The sequence below is a fragment of the Pseudomonas sp. FeS53a genome, from assembly GCF_000931385.1.
In the GTDB taxonomy this organism is placed as follows: domain Bacteria; phylum Pseudomonadota; class Gammaproteobacteria; order Pseudomonadales; family Pseudomonadaceae; genus Metapseudomonas; species Metapseudomonas otitidis.
Map to the genome: position 1 here is coordinate 40,936 of NZ_JYFT01000056.1, position 12,058 is coordinate 52,993.

Genomic DNA, 12,058 nt, shown 5'->3' on the forward strand with positions numbered 1-12,058 from the left:
ATCACTCCTGTTTAGCCGGCTGTGCCGCCAGCAGCGGCAGAACCAGGGTGGCGCAGGTGCCCAGCCCCACGCGCGAGCGCAACGTCAGCTCGCCCTGGTGGGCACGTGCCACGGCCTTGACCACGGCCAGGCCAAGGCCGGTTCCGGTGGTCTTGGTGGTGAAGAAAGGCTCGCCCAGGCGCGCCAGGGTGGCGGGCTCGATGCCGGGGCCGTTATCGCTGACGGACAGGTGCAGGGCGTTGCCACGGGCAAAGAGGTGCACCTTCAGGCGCAGCCGCGGACCGGCGGCCTGGGTGGCGTTTTCGATCAGGTTCAACAGTGCGCCGACGAGAGTGTCGCGGTTGCACAGCACCTCTCCCCCACTGATGTCGCACTGCCAACGCACCTGGGCGCCGGCGAGGTGAGGTTCAGCGGCCGAGCGCAACGCGGCGAACAGCATCACCGGCGCAAGGCGATCCGGCAGTGGCAGGTCGCCCCGGGCAAACACCAGCATGTCGCGCACCTGGTGCTCCAGTTCATGGAGGCGTTCCTTGAGGCGACTGGCAAAGCGCTGCTGCTGCTCGGTCGGCAGCACCTGCTCGGCCAGGTGGCTGGCATAGAGCAAGGCGGCGGAAAGCGGGGTGCGGATCTGATGGGCCAGGGAGGCGACCATGCGCCCCAGCGAGGACAGGCGCTCATGGCGGGCCAGCTCATCCTGCAAGCGGCGGGTTTCCGTCAGGTCGGCCAGCAGCACCAGTTGACCAGGCTCACCGTCGAGGGATCGGGTGGCGATGGAGACGCGACGGCCATCCTTGAGGGATATCTCATGGCCGTCGTCCTTGCGGGGCGCGAAATTGCGCGCAATGACCTCGCGCCAGAGCATGCCGACCAGGGGGCGCCCGAGCAGGCTGCAGGCCACCGGGTTGGCCTCGCGAACGACACCCTGTCCGTCGAGGACGATGACGCCACCAGGCAGCAAATCCAACAGGCTCTGCAGGCGCTGGGCCAGGCGTTCCTTTTCAGCCAGCTCCTGCATGCGCTGGGCACTGACCAATGCCAATTGCCCCTTGAGCTCGGTGACACGCGCTTCGAGCACGTTGTACGACTCACTGAGCTGAGACGACATCTGGCTGAACATGGCGAAGGTCTTTTCGAGGCTGGCACGGCCAGCCTCTTCGACATCCACCTGGGTGTTCTCGTCGTCTTGCTGTGCGGGGTTGGCTCTTGCGGTCATTTCAGTCTCTCGCTCGGCAAACCGTCATCCAACGGTCGTTTCACAAGAGACTTAGCAATACCCGTGCCTAAAAAAATAACCTTTTAAATCAATAACCTAGGAAAAGTACGTCAATCTTCCGCCATATCTTCGTCGCGACGGCTCATGCCGTACTTGCGCATCTTCTCCACCAGGGTGGTGCGGCGGATACGCAGGCGCTCGGCGGCACGGGCCACCACACCGGCCGCATCGTCCAGCGCCTGCTGGATCAGCTCCTGCTCGAGGTTGCCCAGGTAGTCCTTCAGGTCCAGGCCTTCGGGCGGCAGCATCGCCGGAGCACTGACGCCGGGCAGACCGGCGCCAATGGCGGAACGCTCCTCCAGCTCTTCGCGCAGGCTGGCGGCGAGTTGCTCGTCCTCGTCGTCCACGTGGCGGAACTTCTTCGGCAGCTCGCTGACGCCGATGACGCCGTAGGGGTGCATGATCGCCATGCGCTCCACCAGGTTGGCCAGCTCACGGACGTTGCCCGGCCAGTCGTGGTTGCACAGCGACATGATGGCGGCGGAGTTGAAGCGGATGGAGCCGCGCTTTTCGTGCTCCATGCGGGAGATAAGTTCATTCATCAGCAGCGGGATGTCCTCCACGCGCTCACGCAGCGGGGCCATCTCGATGGGGAAGACGTTCAGGCGGTAATAGAGGTCTTCACGGAAGCTGCCGATCTCGATCATCTGCTCGAGGTTCTTGTGGGTCGCGGCAATGATGCGCACGTCGACGTTCTGGGTCTTGTTGCTGCCAACCCGCTCGAAGGTGCGCTCCTGCAGCACGCGCAGCAGCTTGACCTGCATGGGCAGCGGCATGTCGCCGATCTCGTCGAGGAACAACGTACCGCCGTTGGCCAGCTCGAAGCGGCCGGCACGGCTGGTGATGGCGCCGGTGAAGGCGCCCTTCTCATGGCCGAAGAGCTCGCTCTCAAGCAACTCGGCGGGGATTGCGCCGCAGTTGACCGGTACGAAAGGCGCTTCGCGGCGCTTGGAATGGTAGTGAAGGTTCCGCGCCACCACTTCCTTGCCAGTGCCGGACTCGCCAAGGATCAGCACACTGGCGTCGGTATCGGCCACCTGCTGCATCATCTGCCGCACCTGCTGGATGGCGCGGCTGGTGCCCACCAGGCTGCGGAACAGGTTCGGTTCGCGCTGGCGACCACGCTCGCGGGCCTGGTCGTACATCTCGCGGTAGACCTGGGCACGGTGCAGGGAGTCGAGGAGCTTGTTGTAGCTGGGCGGCATCTCCAGAGAGGCCAGCACGCGACGACGGATGTCTTCCGACCACTCGACAGGAGCCACCTGGTCGATCAGCAGCACCGGCAGGAATTCGTCCCAGTTGCCGACCTGCTTGAGCAGCTCCAGCACACCGCCCTTGGACTGGACCTCTCCCAACAACACACAGAGCACGTCGCGGCTTGCGCTGCTGGCATCCGCCATGGCACGCCAGTCGGCGCTGCCGCAGGCCAGGTGGTCTTCACCGAGGAAGTTCAGAATGACTGTCAGGTCTCGACGCCGATCAGCGTTGTCATCGATCAGCAGAATCTTGGTTTCACGCCACATCGGTCTGTTCTTACTCGAAAGCGGGCGCCACTGGAGCGCGGCAAGAAAAACCGACGTACCTCAAGGAGTTCCGCCGGCAATTGGCCAGTAGTAAAGTCAAAAACACCGACTGAGTCAAATTTATGGCGTGTATTTTTCAGAAGCCCCGATGACCTCGTGAAAGGCCATGAAAGCTGCACCGAGGGGCATCGGTGCAGCCTGGATTCCACTAACCGAAGAGCTGGTAGACCTTGGCGCCCTGGCTGGCACGAACGATCTGGCTGAGCTCAGCCGCCACCTCGTCACGCTGTCGCGCGCAGGATTCGGTCAGTTGGCGATAGACCTCGATCAGCGCTTCGAGCTGGGCACGCAGCCCTTCTTCGATGTCGCCGCAGTCCAGCATCGCCACATTCACCTGTTCACGGCACTGGAGGTCCAGGCGCCCAACGGCCTCCCAGTCCTGACTTTCGAAGGCCGAGACGAGCGCCTCACGGGTCTCTTCGATCTGCTTGAGCATGGTCTGGCTCATGATGCTTTCCTCAAACGGGCGCGATGGCGTCCCAGCCGGATTTCACTTCGCGCAGCAGCCCTGCCACTTCGTTGACGAGCGCAGGGTCGTTGACCTTATTGGCCTCGATCAGGCGAGCGATCATGTATTCGTAGAGACGGTCGAGGTTGCTGGCGATTTCACCACCACGGGTAGGATCGAGCGCTTCGCGCAGACCGCCGATGATGGCGATGGCCTTGCTGATCAGCTCACCCTTGAGCGGCGCCTGGTCGCGCATCATCGCGCCCTGGGCCTGTGCCATACGCTCCAGACCACCTTCCATGAGCATCTGGATAAGGCGGTGGGGACTGGCTTCGGCGACCTGGGCCTGGACATTGACCCGCTGATACTGCTGCATGGCCATCATCGCGTTCATTTGCGCAACTCCTCGTGAACCGGTGTTTCGTCGATGTCCATCTTATCGGCCGGTCCTGCGAGAGCTTAAGCCTCCATCCATCTTTTTTCGCTATCAGGAGGCTCGCGCTTCGAACGGGTGATCAGTTCCCGGCTACCCCTGGCAGGTTCTTCAACTGGGAAGTCAGATTTGAACTGGTGCTCTGCATCTGGCTCAACAGGCTGTCCAAGGTAGTGAACTGCTTGTAGAGGCGAGTCTGTAGCACCGTCATGCGCGCATCCAGCGCAGCCTGCTGCTTATCAACGCTCTTGATCGTGTCGCGCAACACCGTGCTGCGCTGCTCAATCACCCCGCCCGAGTCTGTGAACGGCTTGGAGCGGCTGGTCAAACGATTGGCCAAACCGTTATCTCCAGTGAAGAAGTCGGAAATACCTTGGACGTCCGCAGAAATGGCCTTGTCGAGCTTGGCATTGTCCAGCTCGAGAGTGCCATCTTTCTTGGTCACAATCCCCAAGGTAGCCAGAGCCTTGACTGTGCCGCCATCACCGCTCTGGGTAACCAGTTCCGTACGCAAGCTCGCCAGCAAACTACGCGCCGTGGAGTCACCTGCCAGAGCCGCGACGACGGGGGTACTGCCTTCGACTGCGGTGACCTTGGTGAGGCTGTTGATGCTGGACACCATCTTGTTAAAGGCCGTGACGAAGTTCTGAACGTTAGTTTTCACGGCGCTGGTGTTCTGGGACACCGTGAGCGTTAGCGGCTTGCCGGTCTCGGTCGTAGCGGTCAGGTTAAGAGTCAGGCCGTCGATCGCCGTGGAAACCGAGTTGGAATCGCTGACCACGTTCAGGCCATCGACGGTCAACTTGGCACTTTGCGCCGTATTCAGGGTCTTCCCGGCAGCGGCCACCGCCGCATTGTAGTCTGCGGGCGTAGCGAAGTCGGAGGCGTTCAGGGCTGCACCAGGGAACGTCAGCTTGCTCAGGTCGGTGGCGCTACCCGAGGTACTGGTGCCGGTCATGGTGATGTCCTTGCCATCGCCCATCTTGCTGCTGCTCAGTACGAGCCGCGAACCCTGGCTATCGGTCACGATGGTTGCACTGAGCCCCTTCGCAGCGCCCTGCTTGTTGATGGCATCGCGGATGCCAGTCAGCGTGTTGTTGGTGCTGTCGATCGAAATATTGAGGGCATCCTCGCCACCGATCTTGATGTCCAGGGTGCCGGAGTTGAAAGCAGTGGTCGCACCATCAGAAAAAGCCGCCGAGGCAATCTTGCTGCCTTGGGCGAGCTGAGTGACGTTGATGTTGTAGCTACCAGCCACAGCGCTTGCAGTAGCAGTAGCGTTGAGTGCGGCTGTATTGGAAGAGACGACGCTACGGGACAGGAAGCTGCTCGGACTGTTGAGCAGGGCCATTGCGGTCTGAAAATCGCTGACAGCGCTTTTCAGACTGCCTAGGGCAGTGAGCTTGGTGGTGGTCTTGGACTCAAGCGTATCCAGCTGGTTCTGCTTCGGCGCCTTGGCGTTGTTCACCAGTGCCTTGACCGTCGCGTCGATGTCGAGCAGTCCCGAACCCACTGTGCCGATCGTTGTGGCCATTTCACACCTCCGTCAAAAAAACGTCCCGAATCCCCTTCCTGGAAGGATTGGCAGATAAGCAAACAAGAATCGCGCCAACTCAGGCTTTCGCTTCGAACATCAGACTGCGGATGTCATCGAGGCGTTCAGCGAGCTTGAGAAGCTCCTCCGAAGGGATCTGGCGAATCAGCTTGCCCGAGTCGGTATCGATGACCTTCACCACAACGTCACCGGTGGAGTCATCCACGCTGAACTCCAGCCCGCGCTTGACCGCTTGGACGAACGACTGGATATCGGAAACCGCCGACTCCAGATTGGCGCCCTGGCCTTTACGGGCATCCTTGTCGTCCTGGGCTGCCGTGCCGCTGGCAACCGGAACCGCAGTGGACGTAGCCGGGGTGACGCCGTTCTGAGAAGGCGTCGTACCGCTGGTGTCCTTCGCCAACCGAGGGATGGCGTTGACCGACGTAATGCTTGAGATATCCATGTTTTACATACCTCACAATGGCCAAATGGGAGGAAGGGTAAGTCCCTTCCTCCCATCAGTGACTAGGCGCTCTGCCTCACTTACCTCAGCAGGCTGAGGACCGACTGCGGCAGCTGGTTGGCCTGGGCCAGGATCGCCGTACCAGCCTGCTGCAGAACTTGGTTCTTGGACAGAGTAGCGGTTTCGGCCGCGAAGTCAGTGTCCTTGATCCGGCTCCGAGCGGCGGAAGCGTTCTCGGAGATGTTCTGCAGGTTGGAGATGGTGTTGTCGAAGCGGTTCTGCACAGCACCGAGGTCGGCACGCTGGGAGTCGATCGCAGCCAAGGCGCTGTCGATCACCGCGATTGCGCGCTGGGCACCATCAGCCGTGGAGATGTCCACGTTCGCTACGGTGTTCAGTTTCGATGCACTCTGCGAGAACACTTCGGTGGTAGCGCCGGTCACTGCGAAGGAGTCCGGGGAGTCCAGCTGCACATAACCGAAGGCTTTGCCGCCACCACCTGCCACGATGTCCTGGGTAGCGCCGAAGGTACCATCGTTACCCTGCACCGCCACGTCGAGGGTACCAGCCGAAGAACCCGCGATGGTACCGAACTCGATGGTCTCGCCCGTAGACGAGGTGATGGTGATCTTGTCGGACTGCTTGTCGTAGTTGGCGGTGAGGCCCAGCTTACCGGCGTTGGAGTTGATCTGCTTGGTCAGGTCCTCGTTGGAGGTGACACCCACCATCTGTACGGTATTACTGCCCACCGTGATGTTGAAGGTGGCAGCACCGGAGGTGAAGTTCACGTCGGCCTGAACCACGGTACGGGCACTGGCGGACAGACCAGAGATGGAACCGTCGAACTTCTGGGCAATGCTCTTCGCGCTGTCGGTCGCGGTGATGTCGATGTCCTTGGTCTGGCCGTTGCCGACCACGGTAACGGTGCCAGAGCTGAAGGCGCCGCCGCTACCAGTGATCAGGGTACCTGTCTTGGTGGTTGCTGCTGCAGAAGCACCAGCGGTATTGGTGGAAGCACCGCCACCGACCTGGTAGGAACCCAGCTTGCTGGAGGAGGCATCGCGCAGGGTCACGTCGATGGTCTCGTAGGCTTTGGAGCCGACTTGGAAGCTGGTGGTACCGAAGGAGCCATCCAGCAGCTTGCGACCGCCGAAGGTAGTGGTTTCGGCGATACGGGACAGTTCGGCCTGCTGAGCGGTCACTTCTTTCTGCAGCGCAGCACGGTCGTCGGCACTGTTGGAACCAGTGGCGGCCTGGATGGACAGGTCGCGGATACGCTGCAGGATCGCGGTGGATTGCTGCAGGGCACCTTCAGCGGTTTGCGCCAGGGAGATACCGTCGTTGGCGTTACGAGTCGCCTGGTTCAGGCCGCTGATCTGGTTGGTCAGACGGTTGGAGATCTGCAGGCCGGCGGCATCGTCCTTGGCGCTGTTGATGCGGGCACCGGTGGAGAGACGCTGCAGCGAGGTGTTCAGCGAGTTGGACGATGCGTTCAGGTTACGCTGAGTGTTGAGCGAAGCGATGTTTGTGTTGACTGTAAGTGCCATGGTGGCGTCTCCCGAAGTACCTAGTATTTGCCTGAGCCTGCGACCTTCAGGACCTGCTGCTCAGGTGCCCCTAGAATTCGCATTCGAACTGTTTATCGGCGCTTGTCGGAGGACCTTTAGGGGAGATTCGAAATTTTTTCTCCCGGGGCTTGCTCAACAAGCACGAACTGTGTCCGTACCAGGGTTATCGGCAGGTATGACGAAGCTTTAGGATTTCGCCATACCGTTCGTCGGCTCCTGAAAAACTCAGTCCGGCAGCCACGCCGAACGCCAGCGCTGCAGATTCTCGCCCTTCAGCATCCACTCGCCGAGCACACGCTCACGCAGCGCATCGCCCTGCCGGGCAGTGGCGTCCAGATCGGCCAGGTGCATGCGCACTGCATCCAGCCAGTCCTTGAAGCGGTTCTTAACCCGGGTCACCGGCAGGTCGCCGCGGTAGCAGACGGCGTCTGTGCAGATCACCGGGAAACCGCAGGCACCGTACTCCAGCAGCCGCAGGTTGCTCTTGCACTCGTTGAACAGGTTCGGCTCCAGCGGCGCCAACGCCAGGTCCAGGTCCAGGCTCGCCAGCAGCGCCGGGTACTGCTCGATGGGCACGCCACCGTGGAATTCGTGGATATAGGGACGGATACGCTCCGGGCACATGCCGAAGAAGACCCACTCCACCTCGTCCTTCAGCGCCTTGACCAGGTCGGTGATCAGCTCCAGGTCGCCCAGGTGGCTACTCCCGCCGGCCCAGCCGACACGCGGCTTGCGGCCTCGACGGCGTTGGCTGCGCAGGTTGCCCCACCAGTGTTCGGGGAGGAAGTTGGGCACCACCCGGATGTCCCCGTGCAGGTCGCGCAAGGCCTCGGCCAGCGGCTCGGTGGACACCACGAAGCGATCGGTCAGCGCCACCGCCTGCCTGAGCGAGCGCAGGATGTCCTTCGGCATGGTGTCGCGGTGCACGCTCTTCAGCGGCAGGTTGGGCAGGTAGTCGTCCAGCTCGTAGACCTTGAATACCGAAGACAACGCCTTCACCTCGCGCATGCCCTCGATCTGCGGCTCCATGATCTGCCGCTGGAAGACGATGCTGGTGGCCTGGAAGCGTTCCAGTTCCACCGGGGACAGGTGCACCCCACTGGCCATGCCCTCCGCCCAACCGGCTGCCTTCAGTGCCGCGAGCGGCTGGCGTACACGGTAATGTCCGCAGCCGGTGATGTCCGCCGGGTAGCACAGCACCTGCGGCAGCAGCGGATCGCGCACGCGGCGCTCGCCGTACTCGAAGCTGAAGCCCGACCCGGCCAGCGACAGGTTGCGGTTATAGGACGGATCGTTCGCCAGCACAGGTAGCCAACGCTGCAGCATCTCCTCGCGCTCGGCCTTCAGTGCCGCCTGCCTTGGCAGCGCGCCTTCAATGGCAAGAATCGGCAGGTCGATGCCATCGCGCCGGACCACGCTGTGAGGCGTCCACACATTCAGCAGACCCGAAGCGCGGATACGCAGGCACAGGTCCACGTCGCCATAGAAGGCCGACAGCTTCGCCTCGTCCATCCCGCCAACGGCCACATAGGCTTCGCGACGCACCATCAGGCAGGCGCTGCCAACGGCGCTGTAGTTCTGCGTCACCTGCAGGCGATTGAGGTAGCCCGGAGCCTCGAAAGGTTCACCCACAAAGGCACGCCCCGCGACGTCATGGAGCCCCAGCACGATGCCGGCCTGCTCGACGCTGTTCATCGCATCCAGCACCTTGGCCCCTACCACCCCCACTTCCGGGCGCTGGGCCTGGTTGACCAGCTCATCCAGCCATTCGGCCTGGACGATTTCCACGTCGTGGCCCAGCAGCAGCAGGTACTCGCTCTCCACCGTCATCGCTACCGCGTTGACCATGGCCGAGAAGTTGAAGGGGCCGGCAAACCGCCACACCTTCACCTGCTCGCTCTGCAAGCCCTCGACCCCCTCCAGCCAACTGAGGGTCGCCGCGTCCTGGCTTTCGCAATCCACCAGCAGCAACTCGTAATTCGGGTAGCGGGTGTGCTCCAGCAGGGTTTCCACGCAGCGCTGCAGCAAGGGAAGGTGATCGCGTACCGCCACCACGATGGAGACCCGCGGCTGCTGCGGGTGCCCATAGTGGATGTGGTAGCGCCTCGGCATCGGGCTCTCGACCCGCGCCTGGAAGCCGCGCTTCTCCAGGTGCCGTTCGATGGCCACCTGCTCGTAGGGGTTGGCCTGTAATACCGGAACGGGAGCGGTCAGCAACACCTCGTCGACGTGCTCCAGCCCTTGCAGGCCATCGCGTTCCACCAGGCGCAACAACAACTCCAGCTCGGGAGCCTCGACGAAGATCGGGTCGAACCCGCCCTCAGCCAGGAACACCTCCCGCCGGAAGAACCAGCGCGGCGCCAGGCTAACGGGGAAGCTGAGCAGCAGGTCGAGGTTGAAGTCCGGCTTGAAGCACGCCCCGCGGGCACCGGAAGGCGCACGCTGGAATTCGTCGCCATACACCGCCCGGCACCCTTCCAGCCGCTCCAGGCGTCGCACCATCGCCAGCAGGCCGCCCGCAGTGAACGTCACGCCCGCCTCCACCACCTGCAACCAGTCCACATCGGCCTCGGCGGCCCAGGCGTTGATCGCCTGCAATTGCTCGCCCTCGGACACGCACAGCCCCATGACGCCGGCCGGAGCCGACAGCCCAGCCGTGCTCAGCAGCACCGGGACGACATGGGGATAGAGATTGGCTGCCAGGCTGTCCAGCGTGGCGGAGACCCCATCGGCATCGCCGTGGCGATCCAGCACCACCACGGCCAAGCGGGGCGGCCGCGGCTGCTGGGCCGCCAGGCTGTCGAGGATGCGCGCCAGCGCCGGCCCTTTCGGCGTACCGGAATCCAGCCAGTCCTGCAGCTGGTCGCTGGCCAGCAGGCGACGGGGTTCAGGCAGCGCCATGCGGCCCATGAACGCAGCAATGGCCGCCGTCGAGTTGCGCGGCAGGGCCTCCACACAGGCCTTCGCGCGCGTCTGCATCGTTTCGCGGTGAACGTCATCCGTCAGCAGCCGGCGAATGGCGTCGGCCAGTTCGTCCGCCCCCACGGTGTCGACGCCCTGAGCCGGCACCAGGCCGGGCCCATAGAAGAAACCGGTCTCGGTCATCAGGTTGAGGGCCGGTGTACCGACCAGCATGGCCTCCACCTGCAGGCCCGAATCCACGGCCACCAGCACATCGGCGCTGAGCAGGAAGGGCAGCGGCGCGCCGTCGGCGTAGCGGTAGTCATTGGCACCCAGGCCGTACTGGGCCGCCAGCAACTGGACCTGCTCAGGCCCGAAGCGCCCCTGCGGACGCCGGCCCTTGATGATCACCTGGGCTTCACCACCCAGGGCCCGCACAGCCTCCAGGTAGGCCCGCAGCACCTGCTCGTCGATGGCCAGCTCAGGCGGCAGGCTGTGCTCGGCCAGCAGCGTGGTGCCCAGCACCACGATGGGCCGCGCGGCATCCAGCCCCAGTTCCTGGCACAAGGCCGCGCGGGCACTGGCCCGTTCTTCGCGGGCTTCGAACAGCGAGTCGAACTGCGGCAGACCCAGCACATGCAGACGTTCCGGATCGAAGCCGGCGTCGCCGTAGAGGCGGCGGCTGTCCTCGCTCCACACCACCATCAGGTCGGAGTTCTGCTGGTCATGCACGGTATAGGGATAGCAGAGCGTCGGGTTGTGCTCGATGTGCAGGGAGGGGATGCCCCGCGCCTTGGCCCAGGCCACCAGGGTCTTGGAACCGAACATCCAGTCCTCGTTGACGGCGACCAGCTCCACCTCGTAGGTCGCCGCCATCCGGTCCAGCGCATCCACCAGGGCAAAGGACACCGGCAGGGTTCGCGCGGCCACATCCTTCAGGGTGGCCTCCCAGCCGTCCCATTCCAGGCCGGCGGCCTCCAGGTCGGGGCGCAGGTCCTGGCGCACGGTGTCGCTGAAGGCCAGCGCCTGGCGCTGGTCGAATTCCGCATGGGCAGAGGGCATCGCCTGGTCCAGCAGGGGGTCGATCACCACCAGCTCGCCGCCATGGTGCTGGACCATGGCCTCCAGCTCCGGGGTCAGGCAACCCTGGAAGGTGATCAGCGTCCGCGGCTCGTTCTCGCTCAGGTAGCGCTCCAGCAGTGGAATGTTCTTCGGCCAGAGCTGGGTGATGAGGGCACGTACAGGTTGGGACATGGGGATCACTCGGCCGAGAAAGCGTTGAACAGCGAATCGAGCATGCGCGGGAAGGCCTGGTAGTCCAGGGCGCCGCTGAGGTCCACGCCCCGGTACTGGTAAGCGGCCTTCACTTCCGGCTGGCGCTCCCAGGCCTGCAGACACTGCAGGGCCACGAAGTCGGTGTGGTACTTGCGATGCCAGCGGCGGAAGGTCGCCCAGTGCGACTCGCCCAGCAGGGCCGACAGGTCCGGCAGGCTGGCCAGCGGAGTGGGCTGCGCGCCTTCACGGAAGAACCAGACCACGAAGAGGAAGAAGCGATTGCGCGGGCGCGCCAGGTGCACGGCCAACTGTTCGGTGAGGGCTTCGCGGCTCAGCTCCGGCTGGCCGGGCAGCGACTCCAGGAAGGCTAGGAAGGCCGCGAACGCCGGGTCGCTGTCGCGATAGCCCAGCCAACGCCGCCAAAGCGATGGCCAGTAGCCGCAGGGTTGCTCGGGGTCGAAGCCGGCGAAGCCCGCCGGCAGCAGTTGCCGCCAGGCCGGCCGGCCCTGCATCGAAGAAGGAAGAACGAGTCCGACCATAGCGCTACCTGCCTTATCGCAGGCCCGACCGTCCGGGC

Annotated in this window: 9 protein-coding genes; all 9 read right to left on the reverse strand. The window is 63.5% G+C overall.

What is annotated here, in order from left to right:
- Position 1: 1 nt before the first annotated feature.
- The 9 genes from SZ55_RS16015 to SZ55_RS16055 all read right to left on the reverse strand — a co-directional run bounded on the left by SZ55_RS16015 (position 2) and on the right by SZ55_RS16055 (position 12,020).
- A complete protein-coding gene (locus SZ55_RS16015) occupies positions 2-1,213 on the reverse strand; it encodes a sensor histidine kinase (RefSeq protein ID WP_044408161.1) in 1,212 nt (403 codons plus the stop codon).
- A gap of 110 nt (positions 1,214-1,323) precedes the next feature.
- A complete protein-coding gene (locus tag SZ55_RS16020) occupies positions 1,324-2,796 on the reverse strand; it encodes a sigma-54 dependent transcriptional regulator (protein ID WP_044408164.1) in 1,473 nt (490 codons plus the stop codon).
- A 208-nt stretch (positions 2,797-3,004) separates the two neighbouring features.
- On the reverse strand, positions 3,005-3,304 hold the full coding sequence (locus tag SZ55_RS16025) for a hypothetical protein (RefSeq protein ID WP_044408167.1): 300 nt from the start codon (positions 3,302-3,304) through the stop codon (positions 3,005-3,007).
- 10 nt (positions 3,305-3,314) lie between these two features.
- Positions 3,315-3,698 (reverse strand): flagellar export chaperone FliS, encoded by a 384-nt coding sequence (gene fliS / locus SZ55_RS16030; RefSeq protein WP_044408170.1) that lies wholly within the window; start codon positions 3,696-3,698, stop codon positions 3,315-3,317.
- Positions 3,699-3,819: 121 nt separating this feature from the next.
- Positions 3,820-5,271 carry a flagellar filament capping protein FliD gene (gene fliD / locus SZ55_RS16035; protein ID WP_044408173.1) on the reverse strand — a complete coding sequence of 484 codons (1,452 nt, stop codon included), beginning with the start codon at positions 5,269-5,271 and terminating at the stop codon, positions 3,820-3,822.
- A gap of 79 nt (positions 5,272-5,350) precedes the next feature.
- On the reverse strand, positions 5,351-5,737 hold the full coding sequence (locus SZ55_RS16040) for a flagellar protein FlaG (RefSeq protein WP_044408176.1): 387 nt from the start codon (positions 5,735-5,737) through the stop codon (positions 5,351-5,353).
- 80 nt (positions 5,738-5,817) lie between these two features.
- Positions 5,818-7,284, reverse strand: a complete 1,467-nt coding sequence (locus SZ55_RS16045; RefSeq protein ID WP_044408179.1) for a flagellin — start codon at positions 7,282-7,284, stop codon at positions 5,818-5,820.
- A gap of 246 nt (positions 7,285-7,530) precedes the next feature.
- On the reverse strand, positions 7,531-11,460 hold the full coding sequence (locus tag SZ55_RS16050) for a glycosyltransferase (RefSeq protein WP_052807618.1): 3,930 nt from the start codon (positions 11,458-11,460) through the stop codon (positions 7,531-7,533).
- A gap of 5 nt (positions 11,461-11,465) precedes the next feature.
- Positions 11,466-12,020, reverse strand: a complete 555-nt coding sequence (locus tag SZ55_RS16055) for a hypothetical protein (RefSeq protein WP_152644503.1) — start codon at positions 12,018-12,020, stop codon at positions 11,466-11,468.
- Positions 12,021-12,058: the final 38 nt, after the last annotated feature.

Bases quoted from the DNA above. Each gene is read 5' to 3' on its own strand.
- SZ55_RS16015 (WP_044408161.1), bottom strand. From the start codon at position 1,213: ATGACCGCAAGAGCCAACCCCGCACAGCAAGACGACGAGAACACCCAG.
- SZ55_RS16020 (WP_044408164.1), bottom strand. From the start codon at position 2,796: ATGTGGCGTGAAACCAAGATTCTGCTGATCGATGACAACGCTGATCGG.
- SZ55_RS16025 (WP_044408167.1), bottom strand. From the start codon at position 3,304: ATGAGCCAGACCATGCTCAAGCAGATCGAAGAGACCCGTGAGGCGCTC.
- fliS (WP_044408170.1), bottom strand. From the start codon at position 3,698: ATGAACGCGATGATGGCCATGCAGCAGTATCAGCGGGTCAATGTCCAG.
- fliD (WP_044408173.1), bottom strand. From the start codon at position 5,271: ATGGCCACAACGATCGGCACAGTGGGTTCGGGACTGCTCGACATCGAC.
- SZ55_RS16040 (WP_044408176.1), bottom strand. From the start codon at position 5,737: ATGGATATCTCAAGCATTACGTCGGTCAACGCCATCCCTCGGTTGGCG.
- SZ55_RS16045 (WP_044408179.1), bottom strand. From the start codon at position 7,284: ATGGCACTTACAGTCAACACAAACATCGCTTCGCTCAACACTCAGCGT.
- SZ55_RS16050 (WP_052807618.1), bottom strand. From the start codon at position 11,460: ATGTCCCAACCTGTACGTGCCCTCATCACCCAGCTCTGGCCGAAGAAC.
- SZ55_RS16055 (WP_152644503.1), bottom strand. From the start codon at position 12,020: ATGGTCGGACTCGTTCTTCCTTCTTCGATGCAGGGCCGGCCGGCCTGG.